Origin of the sequence: Vibrio sp. HA2012, from assembly GCF_002812955.1 — a bacterium.
GTDB lineage: Bacteria > Pseudomonadota > Gammaproteobacteria > Enterobacterales > Vibrionaceae > Vibrio.
Window position 1 is genome coordinate 458,467 of sequence record NZ_PFXK01000002.1, and the last position, 24,461, is coordinate 482,927.

Genomic DNA, 24,461 nt, shown 5'->3' on the forward strand with positions numbered 1-24,461 from the left:
GCCTATGCACCTGCTGCCAACTTCATAATATTGTTCTGGTTCAACTCTTCTTTCCCCTGATGTTCAAGCTCACCGGCAATACGGCCTTCATGCATCACCAGTACCCGGTCAGCAATCCCGATGACTTCCGGAAGCTCACTGGAAATAACCAAAACCCCAACACCTTTTTTCACCAGATCATTGATAATTTTATAGATTTCAGATTTAGCACCGATATCAACACCCCGGGTAGGTTCATCAAGGATCAGCACTTTAGGCGATACTTCCAGTAACCGGGACAGCAGTACTTTTTGCTGATTACCTCCGGACAAAGAGCCAACACAGACCCGGGAGTGTGGAACTCGGATCTTCAGAGAATCGATGGCCTGATCCACCCGGCGATCCCGTTTACTGAGATCCAGTAATTTTGTGGAGGAACAGTCTTGAGAAAATGCCAGCAGATTCACGTTGTTGCAGACATCCATATCCAGAAACAACCCCTGAGATTTACGATCTTCTGTCAGATAAAGGATACCGTTATCAATGGCCTTCTTCGGACTGTCGAGAGTCACCGGAAGGCCTTTCAGGAACACTTCTCCGCTGCGTTTTTTATCTGCACCAAAGATTAGCCGCGCCAGTTCTGTTCTTCCGGAACCCACCAAACCAGCCAGAGCTAGAACTTCACCTTTGTATAAACTGAATGACGCTGGTTTTAGCATGCCGTTTTCATCCGTCAGTTCTTTTACTTCCAGAAGTTTTTCTTCCCGCTGACATGCAGCGCTGGTGTCTTTTTTATAAAATCCGGAAATATCGCGACCGACCATCATCCGGACCAGCACATCTGAAGACAGCTCCTCACGCTGTAGTGTCCCCACATAACAGCCATCCCGTAACACAGAGCAGCGATCGGAAAGTTCATAAACTTCCGACATCCGGTGTGAAATATAAATGATCGCCAATCCTTCTTCCCTGAGCTTATGGATCAGCTTAAATAGATGACTGGTTTCACGGGTAGAAAGTGCTGTTGTCGGCTCATCCATAACCAGAATTTTTGCATCGGAATGAACGGCACGGGCAATTTCAATCATCTGCTGTTCAGCAATTGAGAGTTCAGAGACCAGTGTCGATGGAGAAAAAGTAACGCCCAGGCGATCCAGTGTTTTCTTCGATTCCGCTATCATCCTCTTACGGTTCGCAATGCCGTTGACTGACAGCTCGCTGCCGAGAAAAATGTTCTCAGCAATAGACAGGTTCGGTGAAAGAGAAAGCTCCTGATAAATAACCGCTATACCTTGCTTTTTCGCCGACAGCGGGTCAGTAATATTGGCGGGCTTACCATTTACATAAATCTGACTGCCTTTATCAGCGGAATAAGCGCCGGACAGTATTTTCATGAGCGTGGATTTTCCCGCTCCGTTTTCTCCCATCAGAGAATGAACTTCAAACGGATAGACCGTCAATTCGACCTGCTGTAAAGCTTTAACCCCGGGAAAAGTTTTTGATACATTCTTCATCTGCAACACCGGGGGATTAATCCGGGTTACGCTGCCTTTTTGTTCCATTGAGATATCCATCTTGTCTACCAAACTGAATTGATAACCGGAGAGCATTTGCTCGCCGTTTGTTATGGAATGACTCTAAGAAAGAAGTATTAACGGACTATCTCAATTGTTAACTCAATATTAACGGGAACTGAAATATACCGATTTTAAGGGGAAATTGGGGGGTTGGTCACACCCGGTGCAAAACAGACTCAGCGAAGCTATAACCGACGCCTCGCTCAGTACGGATATAACGTGGATTTTTAGGATTTACCTCAAGTTTGTTCCTCAGCCGGGAGATAAGTACATCTATCGTGCGATCAAAGACTTCCGCTTCAACACCTCTTAACCCCGTTAACAGTTGTTCTCGCGACATCACCCTTTTAGGATGTCTGGCCAGTGTCTCCAGCAAGGTAAATTCACCAAACGTCAGAACAACATCTTCACCTGAAGAGGACTCCAACTGTCGGGTAGTCAGGTTCAGCAACCAGTCACCAAAAGCCAGATACTCATACTGTGCCTGAATGACACTAGCCCGCTCCTTTTCAGCCAACAGTGAACGACGTAATAGTGCGTTTACCCGGGCTGTCAATTCCCGGATATTAAAAGGCTTCATCAGAAAATCATCTGCCGCAAGCTCAAGACTGATGATCCGATCAGATTCAGTACCCTTTCCGGTTAACATCAAAATGGGAACCGAACTGACAGACCGGATCCTGCGAGCCAGTTCCAGGCCATCTTCACCTTTCAGACGTAAGTCAATAATAACCAGACTGTATTTATTCGCAGCCATTTCCATCCGGGCACATTTCCCGTCAGCAACAGCGACACAGGGATAACCTGCTTGCTGTAGCACATCAGAAATAAGTTCCCGAATATCGGCTTCGTCGTCCACAATAAGGATAGGACACTGACTTCTGTCTTCCATCGTTGTCACTCTTACGAAAAAGATGACCGGAATCTAACAAGCTTACAAAAAGCAATCAACTGATTGGCTGCAAGTATAAGCGGTCACGCACACAATTGATTTGCCGAATAATTGTAGTTTTCCTTGACTAAAAAGCGTCATTCCACTAAAACATATAGCCATTGTATATACGAGGTTAAAAACTGTACTGTGATGGGCTCAAAAAAGAAGATGTCTGCCAATAAAAAAGACAGCAATAAAAAAGACAGCCAGCTGATTATCCGGATTAACGGTGAACAGCGGGATAAATTTGTTTCTCTCTGCGACGATCTGGATACTTCCGCTGCCCGGGAAGTCAGACGCTTTATTAAGCAGTTTATTGAAGAACACGAATCTGAGAATGAATAAAACTAACGGTGCGCGGGATGACGCGCACTGCACGTTATCTTATCCTGAGTGTTAAGTATTGATTATAGGCTTAAGCCATACCTGACTAAAATCAAACCATCCCAGTGCATTACATTTCGCATTCTGTAACGAACCACAATGATCCTTGCTTACACCAAGCCAGCAGTGGAACATCGGAATAATCTGATGGCTCTCGACTAAACTTTTACCCAACTCTTTAGCAGGAAACGGGGTGTCCTTTTCTGTCCGCCATTTTTCCACCAGATGGCTCCAGCAGCTGAAATCCTCTTCACGACTCATAGCTGCAATATCACTATAACCAAGCAACCACCCGGCAAACGCCTCTTCCCGGTATGAACCAATGCCCATCGGCTTAATCCATATATCAACCAGCTCAGGCGTATCGATAATATGTTCGTACTTTATAAACTGAACTTTAATACCATCCTGATTTAACACCGTTTCTATTGACTTCGCCATAACAGGAAACAGAGGATGCTGCGCATGATATGCAATGGTCAATTCTCTCTTGCCTTTTGGTACGACAGGAAAACGTGAAGGTAATGAATGATGCCAACCGGGCTTCAGACCATGTGCAGGCAGCAGCCCCAGCTCAACAATCTGATCTTCCGGCAGGTTTCTGTAGAGGTTCAGACTATTTAAAACTGAACTGAGATATTCAGCCCATTCAGGATTACGAACAATACCGTGTTTTCGGTTCAGAAGCAGATAAGTACAACCGGGATCCAGCTTAACATCATCATTCCCTCTGCGCTGGGACATAATCGGATTAGAAAGGCTTGGGAATACCATTCCGGAATAGGCTTCATCAATAACCCAGACTTCAACCTTATCAACCAGAGGACGATAACCAAAATAGCCGTCATAAGCTTCCAGAACCAGACGTTTGTCATCATTTAAGACTACCCGATATGGCCCGGTTCCCATCGGCAGCAAATCAAAATCTTCCCCCCTCCATGATTCCGGCGGCATGATCTTCGCTAGCGATTCGCTAAAAAGAAACGGTAAATGCCAATCCGGCTGGTTCAGTTTAATATCAATAACCCAAGGGTCTGGCGATGTCACCTGTTCAATATGTCCAAATGTTTTTATCTGCTTAAGCGTCAGAATACTGTCTATAATATGTTGTATCTGAAGAAAATTTCCATTATGGAACCGAACTCCATTTCGCAAATAGAATCTCCAGTGCGAGGAGCTGAGAGCTTCCCAGCTATGGGCAAGATCCGGTTGCAAAATATCATCTTCATCCAATTTAGTTAAGCCGCTAAAAATTTGCCGGATAATATTCTGCTCTGAACGCCGGTTAGGCTTTCCGGGATTAAGCATAGAAAGCGGACGATAATATGGAAGTCGCACAACCTGCTGCCCTTCCACATTCTGAACGCCCAGATAACTCTGAATAACCTGAGCCAGTTTATTGACATCACGGTTAAAAACATTCAGAGCCTGACCGATACGCCCTTCTTCCAGATACCGGCGAGCCAGATTTTCACTGACATCCTGCTGATTACGCTTAAACAAAAGCTGAGAGAGATTCCCTCGTCCCGCAGCCGGATGCCACTCAATCCACCCTTCTTCAGACAGCTTATTCAGCACAATTCTGGCATTCCGGCGTGTACAGCAAAGTACTTCAGTAATATCTTCGAGACGAATATCTGTATCTCTTCCGTGAAAATGCTCGAAAAGGGTCTCAAACTGAGTGCGAAGTCGTGGGCTGCTCATAAAGGGGAAACTCGCCTGAAATAAAACAATCGGTAATTTCCCATATTAGCATAAGGGTCTGCAACATGTAGACGATTAAATCTCACAGCCCATTTCTGCAGCAATCTGTCTGAGTTGTTCTTCATTATCCAGCTTAACTGACCACTTGCATTCACTGCCATTAGCGGCAATAACGTTCGCTCCCCGGCCAATCAGTTGAATGGCATCCGTTTGTGCCTGCATTGTTGCCATATGCTTTCCTTCAAGGCGAACAACCAATTCAAAAGGTGTCACAATGACCTTGCCCCATGAGCATTCAACAACCATCATTGTCCTCGCTTTTTCTTCATAACAGCAATCGTCAGGCGACTGGAGCAGACTAATCGGGAACGCTCATCAGTAATATTGATTTGCCATACTTGCGTCGTCGTTCCCAAATGAACAGGAGAAGCCGTACCTGTTACAATGCCTTTTCTTACCGCACGGATATGGTTTGCATTGATATCCAGCCCGACACAGTAGTAACCGGAATCAACACAGAAATTAGCCGCAAGAGATCCCAGTGTTTCTGCCAATACAACGGAAGCCCCTCCGTGCAACATTCCGAGAGGTTGATGCGTTATACTACAAACCGGCATCGTTGCTGACAGTGACTGCTCCGTAAAATCACTATAAACAATATTGAGGTGCTCTATCAAAGTATCTTTTGAAGTCGCATTCAGCTTCTCCAGACTTATTTCTTTTTTCCATATAGACATATCGCGACCTCTCGTTATTCTGAATTTTTCTGCTGTGGCAGGAAGTTAGTATACCCGATACACCGTGAAAACCAGATGATAATATGCTTATCATATTCTTATAATGTTATGATTTCTGTATAAGAATCCGGCAATAACCCAATTACCCCTTTTATAATTGAGAATAAAGTGGATAATACACGGCAAAACACACTCAACTAAGGTAATTTCTAATGGCAACTGAAGCAACTATGCTTGAGCGTTGTGGCTCTAAATGTGAACTATGTGGTGCGGAAACTAAACTTTCCCCTTTTGTGGTAGCTCCACACACTCAGGTAACGGTTGATCATGCAGCCATGCTGTGTGACACCTGTAAAAGCCAGGTTGAAGATCCGGAAACAATGGATGCCAACCACTGGCGTTGTCTGAATGACAGCATGTGGAGTCAGGTACCACAGGTACAGGTTCTGGCATGGCGTCAGTTAAAGCGTCTGTCTGCTAAAGAAAGCTGGGCTATGGATCTGCTGGATATGATGTATCTGGAAGATGAGATCAAGAACTGGGCAGAAATCGGCATGGATGACGATGCTGAAAAACCTCGTGATGTGAATGGCGTTGAGCTGAAAAAAGGTGACGATGTAACCATCATCAAAGACCTACCAATCAAAGGTTCTTCTCAAGTAATCAAACAAGGTACTGTCGTTCGTGGCATTAGCCTTTCTGACGATCCTAAGCTTATCTCCGGTAAAGCGAATGGTCAGTCAATGTACATCATCGCTGAGTATACTCGTAAGAAATAATTAGCGGTTTGAGCTGATTTATGAAATAGGGAAAGGCGCTGTTTAGCGCCTTTTCTATACCTTTAACTCGATAATTACAAACCTAACGGCTATTCTTTCCTCTGTTCTGATGTATTTTTAATTTAGCCTTCATTTTACGTTTTTCTGCCGAACGCGAAGAGCGTCTGGAACGAGGCTGTTCATCAACCACCGGGGCCGGGCTCGGTTCAAATCCGGCAAGCCATTCCTGAGGCACTCGCATATCAATAAGTGCTTCTATAGCAGCAAGCATATACTCTTCATCCCGACTCATCATGGATACTGCCAGGCCATTTTTCCCAGCGCGTCCTGTTCTGCCGATACGGTGAACATAGTCCTCTGCCTTAAATGGCATATCAAAATTAACGACACATTCCAGCTCGCTAATATCTAATCCCCGGGCAGCAACATCTGTCGCGATCAGCGCCCGAACTTTACCACTTTTAAAGTCATCCAGAGCCTTTTGTCTTGCACCCTGACTTTTATCACCATTAATTGCTGCTGCTTTTATCCCATCCAATTTCAACTCTTTAGCCAAAAGCTCACTTCCCTCTCGAGTTTTCGTAAATACCAAAACCTGTTGCCAGTTACGGGAACCTATCAGATAAGCAAGTAATTCACGCTTTCTTTTTTTATCAACCGGATACAATATTTGAGAGACTAATTCCGCAGCACTATTCTGAGCATGAATCTGAATTTCTTTAGGAGAATTAAGCAGTCGGTATGCCAGAGTCTTCACTTTCTTATCAAAGGTCGCAGAAAATAATAGCGTCTGACGCTGCTGTGGAAGCCGTTTAAAAATACGCTGGATATCAGGTAAAAATCCCATATCCAACATTCTGTCTGCCTCATCAAAGACCACAGTTTCAACAGCACACAAATCAACCGTCTTATTGTATGCGTGATCAAGCAGGCGTCCCGGTGTTGCGACAAGAATATCCGCACCATTTTTCAATTTTTCTTTCTGAGGGTTAAGGCTGACACCACCGTATGCCGCGACAATACTCAGCCCTAATGTATCCGAATAGCTCACCAGATTATCAAATACTTGCTGAGCCAGTTCTCTTGTCGGTGTCACAATCAAACTACGAACACCATTAGCAGGAAAATTTTTAGCCGGTTCTTTATTTAATAATGCATGAATAACAGGTAAACCAAATGCAGCCGTTTTGCCTGTACCTGTCTGGGCACCTGCCAGCAGATCTTCGCCTTCAAGTATAAGGGGAATCGCTTGTATCTGGATATCTGTCGGAGACTGAAAGCCCAAAGCTGCGACTCTGTCCGTTAGCCGATGATCCAGAGACAGTTGAGAAAAGTGAAGAGACTTAGATGACATGGCGATACCTCGTAAACCAGAGGCGAGATATTACCAGAGAAACACATAAATAGCGCCCCCTGTCTGGCGTAAAAAAGGCGCTGTTATAGCGCCTTTATCTTCTGATGGATTAGATAGCCGGATCAGCGGATCAGACCAATATCTTTTTGTAGATGGCCGGAAAGATCACTGGAATAGTAATGACTTTCCACACTGTCCTGTACAAACAGAACATCCAGCAGATGGGCAATCAATCCTTTGACATTCACCGCATAGGTTTTTTTATCCGTAGAGGTTGGAGCAGAGATTCTGTTCGCGTGCATTACCTGAGCCATAAGCGCCTCTTTAAATTATTGTTTGATTACCATTAATATGCGTTAAGTTTAGTTCAGACTATCCACAATAAAAAATGACAAATATTCTCAATATGGATTAGTTTTTCTAATCCAAACTAAGAGCTTGGCTCTATTTATCAACATAATAAAAAATTAGATTACATATGACGTAAGCAGGAATTTATTGAAAATTAATCAAGACAACCCTTTCAATTAGATATAAAGATAAAAAATTTCCATTTCCATGAGAAACGGATACCGATTAGATTTGTGCAACAGATCAAATTAAGACCTAATTTTTTTGATGTGTTTCATACTAAACAAGAAAACTTTTTGATTGGACGGCGCAAGTTAAACGATCAAAAAAGGAGCTGGACGCTCCTTTTTCAATAATAGTAGTATTACACTCCGGTCAACGGGACAAAATAAACCAGAGCAGACCAGGCAATGATCCAAACCAGAACGGCAGCTGTATCCTGTATATCTTTACTCCACATATATCCTCCACTTTTCACTGGACAGATTAGGCTTTACGTTACAGACACTGTCTGTCGATATTAGCTCCTTATCGACCGGTAACGTTTAAAGTTTAACCATATAAATCAAAGCAAAGGGTATGCCAGATTCAGCCTAACTTGGAGATACTGTTCACATTTGTTGCCAGTCTCTCAGGAAATGTCTGAATAAAGTCTATAAAACAGTCCGCCATGGAAAAACGAGTGATCTTGCCTTGTTTTTCCATATTAATCAGCCCGGTATATCCCTCTTTACCTTTCATTGTATAGGCTGACGATGTCCCCCGGTAAATAGCTTCAGCTTCAACGGCTTCCCATCCCCTACCGGCCTTATAGACAGAAAGATGACTGATCCGCTGACCCAGCGGTTTTTCCGCATGGTAGGTAAAGTTCAGATTATACGTATACGGATAGCTTCCTGAACCCGTCCCGATAACACCATTGTTTGTGGCATTATTAATTGCCCCCTCCAGTGCCTCGGCAAGATATTTCCCCTTGATCTTATAAACTCCGACCGGAATGGCAAAAGGCAACAATTTTCCGGCAATATCCGCTACAGAAATATCTCCAGGCTGAAGAGAGGTTCTGACTCCCCCTGCGTTATGGATAGCAAAATCAGCAGAGAAGTTATGTTTATTCATCATATGGACAAACGATTCGGCTACCATAGGCGCAACATCACTGGGGCCATGAGCATCAGGGATCCGGACATGCCGGAACGGCTCACCAATCTGACCGATAATGGTTTGCTGCAGTTTACTGACCTGAGGACGATATTGATGCTGCAATAAATCTTGTATTTCAGGATCTTTGGCACAAATAACCACCTGAGGGTGCTGCCGCAGATAATCTCCCATCTGGCAGCAAAGCTCACCGGAACCAGATTCAGCCAAAGCTGCATCCATAAACAGACGACGCCCGACAAGCAGTTCATTTTTACCAGAAAAACCAGCGACCGAACCATCCGCATTAAATTCAATATGACAGTGACCCAAAGCCTGCGCATGAGCACCCGCCTGAACAATATAAGTCTCATTGATTTTATGTCCGTATTCATCTTCTTTACCCAGCCCCAGAGATGAAAAATCCCCCATCAGCGTATGCGTATGCCCACCGATAATCAGGCTTATTCCCTCAACATCCCCGGCCAGCTTAACATCCAGATCATAACCAAGATGACTCAGCAGAATAATTTTATTAATACCCCGTCGGCGAAGCATGGCCACTGTTTTTATTGCAGTATCACGCGAACTGACAAATGGCGTATCAGGATCCGGATTAGCAATATCTGCCATTTTATCGATGGATAAACCGAAGATAGCAACAGGTTCATCAGAAAACTCTTTAATCAGACAATGGGCTGTTTGTTCCTCTGACCGGTAATAGTACAGATTCTTCTTATTTCTTAGTGGCTTGAGTTTGTGCGTATTTTCACCGGACAGATCCCAATTACCAGCAAGTAAAGGGAAATTAATATTATCCAGAAAATCAGCAACCGGTTCATTCCCCATATCCAGTTCATGATTTCCCAGCGCCATAGCATCAATGTTCAGTGCATTAAGCAAATCAGCATTGGCTCTGCCTTTAAACAGGGAAAAATACAGGGTTCCCTGAAAACAGTCACCGGCATGCAGAAACAGAAAATCATCTCCGGATGTCGCGGCTTGCTGCTTCAGTTGCTTAATCCGGGTGGCGATACGGGCGAATCCGCCATTACTGACATAAGGAGTCAACATCTGACCGTTAAGGTAGAGCTTTAACTGTAATGACTGTGGTTCGAAATAGGAATGGGTATCATTGATATGTGCCAGCGTTACTCTAACTGGCTTATTGGCTTTTTTCATAAGCTGTCTTTTTCTCTTTTCTCCGACCCCATAGTAATACATCGGTTATGACATTGTAATGAACCGGAATTGTTTCCCTTACTGATTGAATCATGTAAGGATCTTTCCGAAATCAATTTGTGAACTACAGCTGAACCGTAAATAACATTTTGATATATGCTTGTAGCTAGGGCGTGCTGACGTAACAGAATTTAACAAAAATGAACGCGAAACGTCATAAAGGAGTCAATATATGCAGTTAGAACGTATTGAAATTTCAGGTTTTCGCGGAATCAAGAGACTTTCTCTCACTTTTGATGCAGTCACCACACTAATCGGAGAAAATACATGGGGTAAATCTTCTCTACTGGATGCGCTATCGGTTGCATTACCCGCTGAGGGTATTCCTTATACCTTCGAAATGCAAGATTTTCACGTCGATTATTCTATTTCCCACCCTCAGACCCAGCACCTGCAAATCATCCTGACATTTTCCCCAAGCTACGAGGGTGAAGAACACGTAGGACGCTACCGAAAATTACGTCCGGTGTGGGTTGAAAACGACTCGGGTCAAAAACAGATCATATACTGTCTGAGTGCCAGCCGGGATATCTATAAAGTATCCACAGAATATCAGTTTCTGAACCCTAAAGGAAAACCGCTCCTGCTGCACCACTCTTTCAAGCTTGCGCAGGAATTAATGTGCCTGCACCCAGTGATCAGAGTACGGGATTCCAGACGCTTCCATCGCCCGCGCAATGCTGGTGAGCAGCCTAAAAATGCCAGAATAGAAAGACGCATCCAAAATACAACCCGTCGTTTACTGTCTACACCCGGTCATGTCAACAAAGGAGAACTGCAGAGTAGCCTGAAATCTATGCAGACTCTGGTAGAACATTATTTTTCTTTTCAGGATCGCAGCCGACCTAACCCAAGGACTCCACGTGACAGTTTGCTGGTCGACAGCCATTCCGTCAGTACAAGTAATCTGTTGGAATACATTCGTGAAACCAAAAATCGCCAAACCCGGTTGCTGCTATTAAGACTGGTCAATTCTTACCTGCAAGGCAAAGGCGAAACCGAACTGAAACGCTGCGCCAGACCCTTACTTATTATAGAAGATCCGGAAGGTCGCCTGCATCCGACCCATTTAGCTCGAGCGTGGAATTTGCTGCAGATGGTACCAATGCAGAAAATCCTGACTACGAACAGTGCCGATCTGCTGGCCGCTGTTCCACTTTATTCCATCCGGCGTCTGATACGTCAGTCTGAAAGAACTGTCGCAAAATGTATCGGCCCAAGAAAGCTTAGTAAAGATGAACTGCGCCGGATCGGCTTTCATATCCGTTTTCATCGTTCAGGTGCATTATTTGCTCGTTGCTGGTTACTGGTCGAGGGAGAGACCGAAGTCTGGCTTTTTAACGAACTGGCCAAACTGTGCGGTTACAATCTGGCCGCAGAAGGTGTACAGATTATTGAGTTTGCTCAGTCCGGCCTGAAATCATTGATTAAAGTGGCGAAAGCATTTGATATTGACTGGCATGTAGTCACTGATGGTGACGCTGCGGGTAAGAAATACGCACATTCAGTCCGAGTTCAGCTGGATAGTGACCAGGAAAGACACCGACTGACAGAACTACCAGAAAGAGATATAGAACACTTCTTATATGCCAATGGCTTCGAAAAATTTTTTAAGGAACTGATAAAAGTACCTTATGATCACCCTATTCCTCCCAAAAAGGTCATTGCCAGGGCTCTGAAAAAATACGCGAAACCGGATCTGGCACTTGCCATCGTCTCTTATTGTGAAGAACAAGGCGTCGAATTTATCCCACTGTTGCTACGCTGGACACTAAAAAGGGTCATCACGATGGCAAACGGCAATACATAAGGCATATCAATTTAATTGAATATGCCTTTTAATAGAAAAGTTACAAAATGCTCGGCCTGCCTTTCATCATTCTCAGGCCTTCTCTCTTAATACAGTCAGCCAGAGGGTTTTCCGTCATATCGGCACGCCAGATAAAAGATAACGTTCGTTCCATTTCCAGTTCCGGAACGTTCAATGCCACCAGTTTTCCCTCCTCTATGTACTTTTCTACATCCAGATAAGGCAGACAAGTCAAATAAGGACCATTCGCAACAAGAGTTCTCAGGACAGGAACATGTTCATATTCACGCCACACATCCAAATCAGAAATAAGATGATGAATGGAGCTATCAAAAATTTTGCGTGTACCAGAACCGACCTCGCGTAACACCCATTTGGCCTGTTCAAGCTGTGCCAGACTCACTCTTTCTCTTTTAGCAAACGGGTGATGCGCAGACACAACAACCGTCAGGTGGTCACGACACCAAACCTCCTGCATGATACGGCTGTCATCAATGCGCCCTTCGATAATCCCCAGATCATATTTGTAATTCAGGATCCCATCGATGACTCCACTGGTACTCTGCACTCCCAGTTCAATGCGCATTTCCGGAAAATCATTATCAATGATACTGATTAAGTCCGGGATCAGATGTTCAGCCGGCGTCTGACTAGCCCCTATGCGGATTTCACCACTCAGAAGATGCTGCTCTAAAAAGCCCTGCTCAATCTGCTGGGCATCCTGCAATAACTTCTTAGCTTTGGGTCTGAGCCACATCCCCCAATGGGTCAGCGCCATACGCTTCCCCTGACGTTCAAACAAAGGCCGTCCGAGCATTTTTTCCAGTTGTGCAAGTGACATACTAGTCGCTGACTGTGTCAGAGCCAGTTTGTCAGCTGCCATGCTGACACTACCGAGATCTGATACTGCATCAAATACTGCTAATTGTTTTAAAGAATAACGCATAACCTTCCCTAAACCTGAATATTCAGCCATATGCTTATTCGTGCATTTTACTGATACAAATCACTATATCAATTTATCTGATAAGAAAATTAAAAAATATCAAATTTACCGCTACCTATAACTCGTCTTATTCTGAACCAGAACCACACACATAAGAACCTTGATGCATTTAAAGTTCGAACTGTGTGGCGTTATGAGAGATACCCATTCGAAAAATAAGGAGTAAATCATGAAAGCGAACAAAAGGAGCACTGATGTCAGCATCTAATCCAATAGAAGCCCGGCAGTTCTTTTCGCCAAACGAAATGATGCTGGAAGCGGAAAAATACGCTGTGTATAAAGCCAAAAAATCCACCAGCATGACGATAGGTCTGGCCATTATGGCTGGTATATTTATCGGTATCGCCTTCCTGTTCTACATTACGGTCACAACCGGTAATGGCGCAGAAAGCTGGGGGCTTAGCCACTTTGCCGGAGGTATCGCATTCAGTCTGGGCCTGATACTGGTTGTTCTGTGTGGCGGTGAACTATTTACCAGTTCCGTACTCACCAGTATCGCCTGCGCAAACCGTGAAATCAGTGTGAAGAAAATGCTGAGTATCTGGGGAAAAGTTTATATCGGTAACTTTATCGGAGCTCTGTTCCTGCTGTTTATCGTCAGTGTTGCAGCCCTGTATCAGTCCGGTCATGGTGAGTGGGGACTGAATGCTCTGAATATCGCTCAGCACAAACTGCATCATACTACAGCGCAGGCATTCGCATTAGGCGTACTCTGTAATCTGCTTGTTTGTCTGGCTATCTGGCTGACCTTCAGTACGGGTAATGCACTGGCAAAAGCATTTATGGTTATTCTGCCTGTGGCTATGTTTGTGAGCAGCGGTTTTGAGCACTGTGTAGCAAATATGTTTATGGTTCCATTGGGTATTGTTATTCAAAGCACTGCTCCGGAATCTTTCTGGCAGGCCGTTGGAGCGACACCCGCCCAATATGCCGATTTAAACCTACCCCACTTTATTACTGCCAATCTCATTCCTGTCACTTTGGGAAATATTGTTGGTGGTGCCGTTTTGGTTGGTTTGGCTAACTGGACTATTTTCAGCCGCCCACAATTAAAAGCATCTTCTGTAACCCCTATTACACAACCTATTACAACTTCTTCAGACAAGGAGACAACAATGAATACAAATATCCTGGTAAAAGACATGATGATCCAGCCAGCCTTTTCACTGCGTGTCGATATGCCGACAGAACTGGCTCTGGATGCACTAATTGACCGCAACCTACAAGGAGCACCGGTTACCGATGTTCAGGGTCGGCTGGTAGGCTTCTTCTCTATGCATGATGTGATGGTAGAGCTGTGGTGTCAGGACTACATTCCTGCTGAAGGACAAAAAGTGGTGGATCTGATGAACCGTGATGTTATCGCCATTGATGCTAACGATAGTCTTGTCAATGTCGCGGAGTACCTGTGCATTGATAAAGAGCAGCTATATCCGGTAAGCAGTGCAGGTATTGCTATCCGTCTGAACAGCCTTTCTGTTGAGGAACGAGCCAAAAGTATGAATATTAGCAAACCTCATACAATGCCAGTTCTGGATAATGGAGAACTGGTTGGTGTGATTTCCCGTTTTCAGGTAGCAAAAGCTCTGCGCTCTGTCTATGGTGAAAGACTGGATATCGTTGAAGACGAAGCAACAAAGGAAACAGCGTAATACATGCTAATAATCAGACCTCAGTCCGTTTCTGCTCATACTGAGGTCTGACACGGTTCACCGGTCAGCAAGAGCTGCTTGCCATAAATTTAAAAATTAGCACCGGCTGAACTGAAAATAATTTAAGGGGTATAACCACGATGTCAATTTCATATGGAAATGCACTGATAAAGAACTTCCTTGGGAAAGCACCGGACTGGTATAAACTGACCATTATTGCTTTTCTTATCCTCAACCCGATTCTATTCTCAATTGACCCGTTCACAGCCGGGTGGCTACTTGTCGTTGAGTTTATCTTTACTCTGGCAATGGCGTTAAAATGTTATCCGCTTCAGCCAGGTGGCCTTCTGGCAATTGAAGCCATTGCGATTGGTATGGCTTCTCCAGCTCAGGTCATGCATGAATTGGAAGCTAACCTTGAAGTACTACTGCTACTGGTATTTATGGTAGCCGGTATCTATTTTATGAAACAGCTCCTACTGCTGATCTTTACCCGGATCCTTCTTAATATCCGGTCAAAAATCATGCTGTCAGTTGCATTCTGTTTTACTGCTGCATTTTTATCTGCCTTTCTTGATGCCCTTACTGTTATTGCCGTAATCATCAGTGTAGCGGTTGGATTCTATGCTATTTACCACCGGGTCGTTTCCGGTCAGGGCAGCAGCCCTTCCCATGACCATACAACAGATGAGCACTTATCCGAAGTCACCCGACAGGATCTGGACGACTACCGTGCATTTTTACGCTCGCTACTTATGCACGCAGGTGTCGGAACAGCTCTGGGAGGGGTGGTGACTCTGGTCGGTGAGCCACAGAACCTGATCATTGCCGATCAGGCAGACTGGCTATTTGGTGAATTTATCATGCGCATGTCCCCGGTAACACTGCCTGTGTTCATTTGTGGCATCCTGACCTGTATTCTGGTAGAAAGATTCCGGTTATTCGGCTATGGAGCACAACTTCCGGAAAGTGTGCGCCATATACTGGTAGAATTTAATCAGGAGCAGCGCCAAAAACGCACCAAACTGGATACAACAAAGCTATGGGCTCAGGGTCTGATTGCTGTCTGGCTCATTACCGGCCTGGCTTTCCATCTGGCATCCGTCGGTTTGATCGGTCTGTCGGTTATCGTTCTGGCAACCACTTTTACCGGAATCACCGAAGAACATGCCGTTGGTAAAGCATTTGAGGAGGCACTGCCCTTTACTGCTCTGCTGGCTGTCTTCTTCTCCATCGTCGCTGTTATTATCGATCAGCAATTATTCGCTCCGATCATCAATTGGGTACTGCATATGGATGGTGATGATCAGCTCAGCATGTTTTATATCGCCAACGGTCTACTGTCCATGGTTTCCGATAATGTGTTCGTCGGTACGGTATACATTAATGAAGTAAAAAATGCACTGATGCATAATGTGATTACCCGGGATCAGTTCGATATGCTTGCCGTTGCCATTAATACCGGCACTAACCTGCCTTCAGTTGCGACACCAAATGGTCAGGCAGCGTTTCTGTTCCTGCTGACATCAGCATTGGCACCGCTTATCCGACTGTCTTACGGACGCATGGTTTACATGGCTCTGCCTTATACCGTCGTGCTGATGACTGTCAGTCTGCTGTGTATTATCTATCTGCTGGATCCGATGACGGTATCTATGTATGAAGCCGGTATTCTCAGTCATCACTCCGATGCAATGAAAACTGTCGGGCATGCGTTAACTACCGGACATTTATAATTTTTATTGCATCTAATACCAGAGTGGATAAGAATAACCACTGCATGAAATCCCCTGATCATCATCGGGGGATTTTTAAATTTCTCTGCATCATCTGGCTTATGGGACACAACCGGGAGGATTCTCTTGCTAAAGGATCTGGCTATTCAAAGTATTCAGAATTTTCAGAAAGATTGTCTGAAACTGTGTGAAAATCACTATCCGACTGTCCATAACCGGGGAATGAGTGAACACCATCTCGGACGAGCTTTTGCCAGAAGAATGGTCAGTACGTTAGAATCATTTGGCTACCCAAGCCAGTTCGAACCCATAGAAACCGTTGCAGAAACCGACCACCCTCATCATTACCGCATTGCTTGCGGTGCTGGAACCATCTGGGTCATGACACATCATCTGGTCAGTGCAAGCTACACCTGCCGGGAAAAACTGCTGGCGGATATTGGTGAATGGCAGGCCGAATACGGTTACTGTATTCAGCCCAATGACCTGCTAATCCTGCTCAGTGACCACTGGATATCCCGTAGTCAGCGGAGCCGGGAATTACTCCATTGGTGGATGGGTGAATTGCCGGATGATATCAATGAATACAGCGGACAAGGCATCACTCTGCATCAAAGTGAATCACAACTGGTCAGTGAACTGGATCACTGCTTTCAAATCAGCCCCTGTTATCTCCGCTTCGGCCACCCTTTAGTACGTTCAGCAGATCAGCAACTGGTCAGAAAATATATCCAGCTTTACGCTATTCTCGAATGGCAGAAGTAGTAAAAAAAGCAGGTTATGCCTGTTTCCATAGCTGACGCATTACACCGTATTTATCCCGGAACAGATCCGAAGGCATTGGCCTTTCGAATAGATAACCCTGGCCATAATCACATCCCAGTTCTATCAGTTTAGCTTTATGTTCATCACTGGCGATGCCTTCCGCAATAACCGCAATATTCAACTGATGGGCCATCATTATCATAGCCCGGCACAATGCCATGCTGTTACTGTCTTTATCAAGATTATCAACGAATGAACGATCTATTTTCAGGATATCAACGTCCATCTCCTGCAGATAAGAAAGTGATGAATATCCAACCCCAAAATCATCAATAGCAATACTAATCCCTTCATCGCGTAACTTCAGCAGGTTACTTCTGACCGAATCTTCACTTTCCATTAGCAGGTTTTCTGTAATTTCAACAATAATGGCACTCTTATCCAGTTTCAGCTCTGCCATATAGCCCAGCCAGTCTTCCAGCCATTCACCAGTGCCTTTAAACTGCGACGGAGAGACGTTGATACTGACCTGAAAATCAGGGTCGATCTCTTCCCGCATAATGGCAACCTCTCTCGAAGCTGATTTTGCGACCCAGGACCCCAATTCCCGGATAAGCCCACTGTCTTCAGCAAGACCGATAAATTCTGATGGCCTGATAAAGCCTTTTTCCGGATGATTCCAGCGAATCAGAGCTTCCGCTTTAATCACACGGCTACTGGCAAGATCAACGACCGGCTGGTAATAAAGCTCAAACTCATCATTTTGAATACCATGACGCAGATCTTCAGTAATACGGCGTTTCTCCAGTGCAACTTCCAGCATTCTCCCGGAAAAAAACTGGTAGCAATTTCGGCCGTCATTTTTAGCTTCATACATGGCCAGATCCGCGAACTTAATCAGAGTCTCAGCAGTATCGCCATGCTCAGGATATAATGTAATACCGATGCTGCAGGTGACAAAAACCTGCTCTCCATTCAGGTGAAAACAATCGGACAAGGAAGCATGAATATCCTCGGCAATACAAGCAACTTCTGTATGGCTGTCAACATCCATAAGCAGGACATTAAACTCATCTCCCCCCATACGGGCAACCATATCCTTATCTCTGACAGCCTGTTTAATCCGTTCTCCAGCCCGGATCAAAAGAATATCGCCATAGTCATGCCCCATGGTATCGTTAACTTCCTTAAATCCATCAAGATCGATAAACATTAATGCAAACGGAAGCCTTTCACGCACAGGCTGTTCACTCAACAGTGACTGTAGCTTCTCCTGCATAAAACGACGATTAGGCAAACCTGACAGGCTATCAAGGTATGCCTGCTGATGAAGTTTTTCATTTGCGATTTTCAGTTCCGTCGTACGTAACTGTACCCGAGTTTCCAGATCCTGTTCCCGGCTTTCCATCTTTTCCAGCATAGAATTGAAATTGACGCTCAATGCTCCGACTTCATCATTAGACAATTGCCGGGCTCGCAGACTGTAATCTCTGGTTCGGGTTACCTTATCCGCGACAGAGGCAAGGTATAGGATCGGGTGAATAAAATAAGAACGCAGAATAAAAGCAAGACTGAAGCTGACTACAAAAACAATGCCCAGAATAATCAGCAGAAAATCCTCATAAAAACTAATCCGCTTCTGAATTTCAGAATCATCAGATTCAATACCCAGATAACCATAGAACTTGTTTTCAATCATCAGAGGGAGTTTCAGAACCGAAATCTCGCTGTTTGGAGAACGAACCGTGTGTTCATTCTCTACCTGAGCAATAATACTGTCTTGTGTATCAGTCACCTGAACCCGGAGAATATTTCCGTTATTTTTAAGTGGATTAATCAGCTCTTGTGCGGTTTGTTCATCATCAAATAATACTGCAGCTGTCAGACTAGGAAGCAGTATATTCGCCATCAGAATAATTTTTTCCCGATCACTTCTTTCAGCCGCTTTCATTTCGTGGGCAGTCAGAATAGATGAGGTCAGAAGCCCGGTGAAAAGAGAAATTCCCATCAAAGTGAACAACAGTTTTACACTGATAGAGCGGAACATCATCGTATATTTCATGACTGATCCCTTTTATAAATCCGCCCCAGACGAAGTACTTTCGAGCTCATCGCTATACCTGCTTTTTCTAACCCTTCAGGGTCAATTTCAAACCGCACCTTTCCGCCAACCACATAAAAACGGATATGACCACCGGACTCAATAAAATCGTCCGATTCCCCAACTAACATCATATTCTTTAGCTGCTGACTCCCGGCAATATGAGTCCATTCAGCCACATCGTCCCTGGATACAAACAAAGTATGACACCCGGATAACTCTTCTTCGAACCCGTTCAACTGCCGAACCATCACCTCAGCACCAAACAGGCTCTGCCCTGCCAGTGCCTGTTTAGCTGCCGCAGTAAACTCCGGTGAAAATCCACACAGCACATAATGTTCCTCCGGATCATCACTGAACCAGAGGCCATGACTGTAACGGGCAAAATTAAACATAAAACCCGATTTAATCGCATATTCTCTCTCAGATGCCAATGCAGTACCGGACAGACATAACGCAACAAGCAGGCTGATGAAAAGCTGACGAATCATCATTTACAACTAAAACTCAGCTTTTAGACGAACAATCACACTCGGCTCGATATAAGTCGGAATGGTGAAAGATTCTGATGTGTTCGCATATTCAAGATGACGGCCATAGAGAAGATTATTCCCGGTAAGGCTAAAAGAGTAAGCCGGAGTGATCTGCCAATTCCAGCTCAGATCCAATGAAGTAAAATCATCCGTACTGTATGCCTCACCATCTTCGGCTCGAAATACAGCATACAACGCATGCTGTGCATTAACCTGTACACTACTTTTCATGAAAATTTGCTTCATTTCACTGCTGAATCCAACCGCAGAAGCCGTGCCCGAAGCCAAAGAATAATCATATGAGGTATAACTGTAACCAAACTCAGTTTTAATGTTATCGGCCATCTGCCAGCCAACAACCAACTCTCCACCATAACTCTCCAGTTCCGCACTATAACCCAACTGATAAATGATTTTCATTGTACTGAGATCTGCAAGGCTTCCTTCCTGAGCAACACTTGTCGCTAGAACATTATCAGCTTTAGTATGAAACAGAGACAGATCAACATTCCAGTCCTGATGAAGGTAACGGTAGCCCAGCTCTTCGGAAACAGAATGCTCGGCTTCGGCATCCGTCGTTCCCCGGATTTCAGCATTGATCCATTGTGCATTAAGTAACGGATTACCCGTATCACCAAGATCCCCAACCTGAGCACCAAGGCTGTCCACTCCCAGATCATATTCCAGCAGACAAGGAATACGCACACTCTGACTTACCGATGCCCACACAATATGCCGGGGTGCGGGAGTCCAGACCAGACGAGCCATCGGCTGATGTTCCCAGCCGGTATAGGTGTTATGCTCTGATTTATTACCCACAATCAATGTCAGTTCATCCGGAATAGCATCAAACTGAGCCTGCATAAATGCACCGTACAGGGTAAATTCATCTTCATCATTCAGACTGTATGAATAGGCCACTTCTTCAGAAGAGAGATCATTATACCGATAATTAACCCCCCAATCGAACTGCCAGCCATCCAGCAGAGTATTCATCTGATAATCGATGTCATAAAAATTAAAATTATCCTGATAATAAACCTGGTGACCTTGCTGCATTGCCCAGGATGACTGCAGGGTCTGATTGATATTATCTGACAAACGCTGTTCGTAGCGCACCATCAGTTGTGCATGCATGCGCCGGTTAATATCATCCACATCTAGCCGGGAATTATCTGAATCAGATAGCCGGACACCCTGCCCGACCGCAATATCGCTGTATTGCCCCTGGATCAGCAAAGAAGACGCATCATCCGTACTCAGATCCAAGCGGCCGCCGACACTCTTTTTCCTGCGGGTGTCCGTCGGAGTAATTCGAGTTCCCTGCTCAGAAGCATCCGCCTGCTCAGAACTTCCGTATAACCGAAATGTACTTCTTCCTCCCAGCTCACTGCCAATACGAAAATCTATACTGTGGTCAGTATCGCTGCCGGTCCTAGCCTGAAGCAGCATACCTCGGGTATCATCGGAGTGTTTGGTAATGATGTTAATCACGCCATTAGTGGCATTACTTCCCCACAGCAGTCCACCCTGTCCCCGTATCAATTCAATCCGTTCAATGTCATAGACCGGAATATCCAAAGCCTCCCAGTAAACACCCGCGAAACTTGGATTATAAATACTCTGACCATCAATCATAACCAGTGTCTTGCTGGAATAGCGGCCGGCAGGAGCCCGGGTTGTAATGGCATACTGATTAGCATCAATGCGCCGTACCTGAATACCGGGCACAAGAGATAAAGCCTGTGGTACTGAAGTTACCCCTGACTGGACAAGCTCCTGGTGGGTAAGAACATAAAGAGATGCTGCGGTTTTTGATGCGTCCTGAACCCGCTTCATTGCAGAGGTCGTCTGAACATCAGTTGCCATCAGTTTATCCAGATCGAGTCCCGGAAGATCTGAATCAGCAAGAGCCACAGGAGAAATTAAAGTAATAATAAGTATTCCATACTGCCTGTTTAACAACGTCTTCTCCTGATCATTCTTGCTTTATTCAAACCACGTCACCCTTTTTGACGCACAACTCAAGCACATAAGGTGGCATTTGAATTTCACCTTATGTTAAAAAATTCTAATGATGGGATATTCGCCGCCCGGACGAAAAATGAAAACTGTTATATGTATATGATGTATTTATCTGCCTACTGCGCATAATTTACAGATACATATTTACAACCTTTTATTCACACCTAGCCAATAAGATATTGAACTTATTCATCATTATTTTATGTTCAGTACATAGCAACATATCGTACTGAAGCTGAACATTTTAATGGACGCAGAGAAAATAATAAATGATTAATAACCAGCTTTTACCGCTTATTTACTGATTAACAAATCATCTATTTTCTCAGTTCAAAAATGTAACCGCTTCCTATATTCTCTGGGAGAACAGCCATAATACTTTCTGAATCGGTGCGTAAAGTTATACGGGTCTTTATAACCGAGACGAGTAGCGACCATACTGATACTCCAGTCCTGATATCGCAAAAGATCAACCGCCTTTTCCATTCTCAGAGCGATCAGCCTCGCTCTAGGGGAACAGCCAAACAGTGTTTTCGATATCCGGTTCAATTGTTCTTCACTTAAAAAACATTGCTCTGCCATTATTTTTACTGTCCACGGAAGATGAAGCTGCGATTCGACTTCATTGAATAAGGTCTGAACACGTATTGTTGAATTCAGTGGCTGAGCTTCCATCCCGGTCAACAGTCTCAACAACTCACTGATCAGTAACTTCCGGTACCCCGGCCTTCCGTTAATTTCACTGTAAAGCAATACCATCAGAGACCAAACCTGTTCACACTGAAAAAACGGTATAACCACCTGCCCCATCCCCGCTATTTCATGCCATTTTTCTGCCGGCGGCAACAGCATCCAAACCATTTTCCATTCCACTGACGGATCTTTTATCTCAAAACGAAAACAACTCTCAGCCGGAAGTATGGTCAGGGAGTTAGGCGTAATGGTAGTCTGTCCAAAAGGGGTGGTTAACAAGCCTTCACCTTCCACAGTAAACAGCAGCGAATGCACATCAACCCCGTTCCGTTCTACCCGGTATCCTTTCGACAGTTCAGATAAGCCGGCAACACTAAACCCGTCACCCTCCAGCTCAGGAATATCAGATAACGTGAGAAAACGTTCTTTGCAGGTATCTGACAGATAAACATGGTCCCGCCATTCTTTAGGTGGCTCAAAACCATCAATGACAGATTTGCACATGTTTTCGCTTTTTTTGAACATTTCCTTATCCGTATTTCGATATTATATTTGCCGCATATTCATGAGGAATCATTATGACATCCAACTTTGCGACAAAAACAGCGCCAACTCATTTATTGTCAAGTGTTGCCAGACTTGCCTTCCCTGTTGCACTGCAGAGTGCACTGGTTGCAATTCTGGCTCTGGCTGATGTATTGATGGTCAGTGACTTTGGTAAAGAAGCAACTGCCGCTGTGGGAATCGCCTCAAAATGGCACTTTGTTGCCATCATGATTATGGCAGGACTGACCACCTCCAGTGGAGTACTTGTGTCACAATATTGGGGAAAGGAAGACAAAGAATCGGCTAAAACTGTTTCTGTACAGGCTATGAAGCTGGGAATACTGCTGATGCTTCCGGTTACACTACTTATTACTCTGTTTTCTGACACCATTATGTTACTGCAGACTAATGACTACAGTGTTATTACACTTGGATCACAGTACCTGTGGTTTAGCTTTCCGGTACTGATCCTCACTCACCTGGTGATTGTGACCGAATCCAGTTTGCGTTCCAGTAATGATGCCGTATTACCCCTGCTTGTCGGTACACTGACTATTTTTATTAATATCGCCCTGAATTTCTGGTTGATAAGAGGCGGGCTCGGTATTGAAGCAATGGGGGTTGCCGGTGCCGCTCTGGCAACCACAATCTCACGAACAGTTCAGGTTATTATTCTGTACCGGATACTCAAATACCGAAACCACTGGCTGGTTATTACCCGGACACTGGATGATGGTAAAAAATTGTGGAAATCGTTTTCCTCACTGGCTTTGACCAATGCCGCCAATTCACTGCTATGGGCAATTGGTACACTCACTTATCAGATGATCTTCGGTCATCTGGGTACCACCGAACTTGCCGTCTTCAGTATGCTTGGTCCATTTGAATCTCTCTGTTATTCCTCTTTTCTCGGTATTTCCGTGGCTTGCTCCGTACTTCTGGGACAATCGCTCGGACGCAGTGAATTTGCTCAGGCACAGAGCATGACCAAAGTATTCCTGAAATCCGTTTTCACGTTTGGACTGATACTCGGCGGAGTATTGTTACTGGGCAGGGAATTATTACTGGAATGGCTGAATCTGACTAACCCGGAACTGTACCCTATGGCGCTTCCCGCGATTTCAGTACTCTGTTGCGGGATCTGGCTACGAATGCTCAATATGATCATCATTAACGGTATTCTGCGTTCAGGAGGAGAAAACCTGTTCTGTATCAGAATGGATTTTATTGCGATGTGGATGGTCGGGATCCCGCTGGTAGCGTATGGGGCATTTATCGGCCAATGGGGGTTTAATTGGGTATACGCACTGATGCTCTCAGAAGAGATCGTCAAATTCTCACTCTGTTTCCATCGTTATCTGCAGCATAAATGGGTAAATAACCTGACATTACAGCACAGCTAAGTTCTACCGT

General features: G+C 44.7%; 20 protein-coding genes. 7 read left to right on the forward strand and 13 right to left on the reverse strand.

Features of this window, described 5'->3' with window-relative positions; genetic code table 11:
• Nucleotides 1-2 precede the first annotated feature (2 nt).
• Nucleotides 3-1,553, reverse strand: a complete 1,551-nt coding sequence (locus tag CSW98_RS05940; RefSeq protein WP_198517280.1) for a sugar ABC transporter ATP-binding protein — start codon at nt 1,551-1,553, stop codon at nt 3-5.
• Between the two features lie 157 nt (nt 1,554-1,710).
• Nucleotides 1,711-2,448, reverse strand: a complete 738-nt coding sequence (locus CSW98_RS05945) for a response regulator (protein ID WP_100799537.1) — start codon at nt 2,446-2,448, stop codon at nt 1,711-1,713.
• Nucleotides 2,449-2,658: 210 nt separating this feature from the next.
• Between CSW98_RS05945 and CSW98_RS17610 the strand changes: the two genes are divergently transcribed.
• The gene (locus CSW98_RS17610) at nt 2,659-2,835 is read left to right on the forward strand and encodes a hypothetical protein (RefSeq protein ID WP_198517281.1); all 177 of its coding nucleotides are present in this window, start codon (nt 2,659-2,661) and stop codon (nt 2,833-2,835) included.
• A gap of 51 nt (nt 2,836-2,886) precedes the next feature.
• Here the strand turns inward: CSW98_RS17610 and CSW98_RS05955 are convergent, their stop codons facing one another.
• The 3 genes from CSW98_RS05955 to CSW98_RS05965 form a co-directional block, all read right to left on the reverse strand.
• On the reverse strand, nt 2,887-4,578 hold the full coding sequence (locus CSW98_RS05955; RefSeq protein WP_100799539.1) for an SgrR family transcriptional regulator: 1,692 nt from the start codon (nt 4,576-4,578) through the stop codon (nt 2,887-2,889).
• 75 nt (nt 4,579-4,653) lie between these two features.
• Nucleotides 4,654-4,884: a DUF3389 domain-containing protein gene (locus CSW98_RS05960; RefSeq protein WP_100799623.1), complete on the reverse strand. Its 231-nt coding sequence runs from the start codon at nt 4,882-4,884 to the stop codon at nt 4,654-4,656.
• Nucleotides 4,884-5,315, reverse strand: coding sequence for a hotdog fold thioesterase (locus CSW98_RS05965; protein ID WP_100799540.1), 432 nt, complete (start codon nt 5,313-5,315; stop codon nt 4,884-4,886). Before CSW98_RS05965 ends, CSW98_RS05960 begins: the two co-directional genes overlap by 1 nt.
• 212 nt (nt 5,316-5,527) lie before the next feature.
• Between CSW98_RS05965 and CSW98_RS05970 the strand changes: the two genes are divergently transcribed.
• The gene (locus CSW98_RS05970; protein ID WP_100799541.1) at nt 5,528-6,094 is read left to right on the forward strand and encodes a PhnA domain-containing protein; all 567 of its coding nucleotides are present in this window, start codon (nt 5,528-5,530) and stop codon (nt 6,092-6,094) included.
• Between the two features lie 82 nt (nt 6,095-6,176).
• On the opposite strand, the gene CSW98_RS05975 is transcribed toward CSW98_RS05970, so the two are convergent.
• The 3 genes from CSW98_RS05975 to CSW98_RS05985 form a co-directional block, all read right to left on the reverse strand.
• Complete coding sequence (locus CSW98_RS05975) at nt 6,177-7,448, reverse strand: DEAD/DEAH box helicase (protein WP_100799542.1); 1,272 nt, start codon at nt 7,446-7,448, stop codon at nt 6,177-6,179.
• Between the two features lie 122 nt (nt 7,449-7,570).
• The gene (locus CSW98_RS05980; RefSeq protein ID WP_100799543.1) at nt 7,571-7,762 is read right to left on the reverse strand and encodes a hypothetical protein; all 192 of its coding nucleotides are present in this window, start codon (nt 7,760-7,762) and stop codon (nt 7,571-7,573) included.
• Nucleotides 7,763-8,387: 625 nt separating this feature from the next.
• Nucleotides 8,388-10,121, reverse strand: a complete 1,734-nt coding sequence (locus CSW98_RS05985) for a bifunctional metallophosphatase/5'-nucleotidase (protein ID WP_100799624.1) — start codon at nt 10,119-10,121, stop codon at nt 8,388-8,390.
• A 232-nt stretch (nt 10,122-10,353) separates the two neighbouring features.
• Between CSW98_RS05985 and CSW98_RS05990 the strand changes: the two genes are divergently transcribed.
• Nucleotides 10,354-11,991 (forward strand): ATP-dependent endonuclease, encoded by a 1,638-nt coding sequence (locus CSW98_RS05990; RefSeq protein ID WP_100799544.1) that lies wholly within the window; start codon nt 10,354-10,356, stop codon nt 11,989-11,991.
• A 40-nt stretch (nt 11,992-12,031) separates the two neighbouring features.
• On the opposite strand, the gene CSW98_RS05995 is transcribed toward CSW98_RS05990, so the two are convergent.
• Entirely contained in the window at nt 12,032-12,937 is a 906-nt protein-coding gene (locus CSW98_RS05995; RefSeq protein ID WP_100799545.1) for a LysR substrate-binding domain-containing protein, read from the reverse strand.
• 254 nt (nt 12,938-13,191) lie between these two features.
• Here CSW98_RS05995 and focA point away from each other — a divergent pair, with 254 nt between their 5' ends.
• The 3 genes from focA (at nt 13,192) to CSW98_RS06010 (ending at nt 17,150) form a co-directional block, all read left to right on the forward strand.
• A complete protein-coding gene (gene focA, locus CSW98_RS06000) occupies nt 13,192-14,649 on the forward strand; it encodes a formate transporter FocA (RefSeq protein ID WP_100799546.1) in 1,458 nt (485 codons plus the stop codon).
• 140 nt (nt 14,650-14,789) lie between these two features.
• Nucleotides 14,790-16,385, forward strand: a complete 1,596-nt coding sequence (nhaB, locus tag CSW98_RS06005; protein WP_100799547.1) for a Na(+)/H(+) antiporter NhaB — start codon at nt 14,790-14,792, stop codon at nt 16,383-16,385.
• A 126-nt stretch (nt 16,386-16,511) separates the two neighbouring features.
• Complete coding sequence (locus CSW98_RS06010; RefSeq protein ID WP_100799548.1) at nt 16,512-17,150, forward strand: hypothetical protein; 639 nt, start codon at nt 16,512-16,514, stop codon at nt 17,148-17,150.
• 13 nt (nt 17,151-17,163) lie between these two features.
• On the opposite strand, the gene CSW98_RS06015 is transcribed toward CSW98_RS06010, so the two are convergent.
• From CSW98_RS06015 to CSW98_RS06030, 4 genes are all read right to left on the reverse strand, one after another.
• Complete coding sequence (locus tag CSW98_RS06015; RefSeq protein WP_100799549.1) at nt 17,164-19,212, reverse strand: bifunctional diguanylate cyclase/phosphodiesterase; 2,049 nt, start codon at nt 19,210-19,212, stop codon at nt 17,164-17,166.
• Nucleotides 19,209-19,745: a YfiR family protein gene (locus CSW98_RS06020; RefSeq protein ID WP_100799550.1), complete on the reverse strand. Its 537-nt coding sequence runs from the start codon at nt 19,743-19,745 to the stop codon at nt 19,209-19,211. Before CSW98_RS06020 ends, CSW98_RS06015 begins: the two co-directional genes overlap by 4 nt.
• Nucleotides 19,746-19,751: 6 nt before the next feature.
• Entirely contained in the window at nt 19,752-21,749 is a 1,998-nt protein-coding gene (locus tag CSW98_RS06025; protein ID WP_100799551.1) for a TonB-dependent receptor plug domain-containing protein, read from the reverse strand.
• 390 nt (nt 21,750-22,139) lie between these two features.
• Complete coding sequence (locus CSW98_RS06030) at nt 22,140-23,027, reverse strand: AraC family transcriptional regulator (RefSeq protein WP_100799552.1); 888 nt, start codon at nt 23,025-23,027, stop codon at nt 22,140-22,142.
• A 53-nt stretch (nt 23,028-23,080) separates the two neighbouring features.
• Here CSW98_RS06030 and CSW98_RS06035 point away from each other — a divergent pair, with 53 nt between their 5' ends.
• Nucleotides 23,081-24,451, forward strand: a complete 1,371-nt coding sequence (locus tag CSW98_RS06035; RefSeq protein ID WP_100799553.1) for an MATE family efflux transporter — start codon at nt 23,081-23,083, stop codon at nt 24,449-24,451.
• Nucleotides 24,452-24,461 lie beyond the last annotated feature (10 nt).

What these genes read in the sequence shown, in the direction of transcription:
- CSW98_RS17610 (WP_198517281.1), top strand. Translation starts at nt 2,659, where the DNA reads ATGTCTGCCAATAAAAAAGACAGCAATAAAAAAGACAGCCAGCTGATT.
- focA (WP_100799546.1), top strand. Translation starts at nt 13,192, where the DNA reads ATGTCAGCATCTAATCCAATAGAAGCCCGGCAGTTCTTTTCGCCAAAC.
- CSW98_RS06030 (WP_100799552.1), bottom strand. Translation starts at nt 23,027, where the DNA reads ATGTTCAAAAAAAGCGAAAACATGTGCAAATCTGTCATTGATGGTTTT.
- CSW98_RS05955 (WP_100799539.1), bottom strand. Translation starts at nt 4,578, where the DNA reads ATGAGCAGCCCACGACTTCGCACTCAGTTTGAGACCCTTTTCGAGCAT.
- CSW98_RS05965 (WP_100799540.1), bottom strand. Translation starts at nt 5,315, where the DNA reads ATGTCTATATGGAAAAAAGAAATAAGTCTGGAGAAGCTGAATGCGACT.
- CSW98_RS05970 (WP_100799541.1), top strand. Translation starts at nt 5,528, where the DNA reads ATGGCAACTGAAGCAACTATGCTTGAGCGTTGTGGCTCTAAATGTGAA.
- CSW98_RS05985 (WP_100799624.1), bottom strand. Translation starts at nt 10,121, where the DNA reads ATGAAAAAAGCCAATAAGCCAGTTAGAGTAACGCTGGCACATATCAAT.
- CSW98_RS05960 (WP_100799623.1), bottom strand. Translation starts at nt 4,884, where the DNA reads ATGGTTGTTGAATGCTCATGGGGCAAGGTCATTGTGACACCTTTTGAA.
- CSW98_RS05940 (WP_198517280.1), bottom strand. Translation starts at nt 1,553, where the DNA reads ATGGATATCTCAATGGAACAAAAAGGCAGCGTAACCCGGATTAATCCC.
- CSW98_RS06020 (WP_100799550.1), bottom strand. Translation starts at nt 19,745, where the DNA reads ATGATGATTCGTCAGCTTTTCATCAGCCTGCTTGTTGCGTTATGTCTG.
- CSW98_RS05995 (WP_100799545.1), bottom strand. Translation starts at nt 12,937, where the DNA reads ATGCGTTATTCTTTAAAACAATTAGCAGTATTTGATGCAGTATCAGAT.
- CSW98_RS06015 (WP_100799549.1), bottom strand. Translation starts at nt 19,212, where the DNA reads ATGAAATATACGATGATGTTCCGCTCTATCAGTGTAAAACTGTTGTTC.
- nhaB (WP_100799547.1), top strand. Translation starts at nt 14,790, where the DNA reads ATGTCAATTTCATATGGAAATGCACTGATAAAGAACTTCCTTGGGAAA.
- CSW98_RS05945 (WP_100799537.1), bottom strand. Translation starts at nt 2,448, where the DNA reads ATGGAAGACAGAAGTCAGTGTCCTATCCTTATTGTGGACGACGAAGCC.
- CSW98_RS05975 (WP_100799542.1), bottom strand. Translation starts at nt 7,448, where the DNA reads ATGTCATCTAAGTCTCTTCACTTTTCTCAACTGTCTCTGGATCATCGG.
- CSW98_RS06035 (WP_100799553.1), top strand. Translation starts at nt 23,081, where the DNA reads ATGACATCCAACTTTGCGACAAAAACAGCGCCAACTCATTTATTGTCA.
- CSW98_RS05980 (WP_100799543.1), bottom strand. Translation starts at nt 7,762, where the DNA reads ATGGCTCAGGTAATGCACGCGAACAGAATCTCTGCTCCAACCTCTACG.
- CSW98_RS05990 (WP_100799544.1), top strand. Translation starts at nt 10,354, where the DNA reads ATGCAGTTAGAACGTATTGAAATTTCAGGTTTTCGCGGAATCAAGAGA.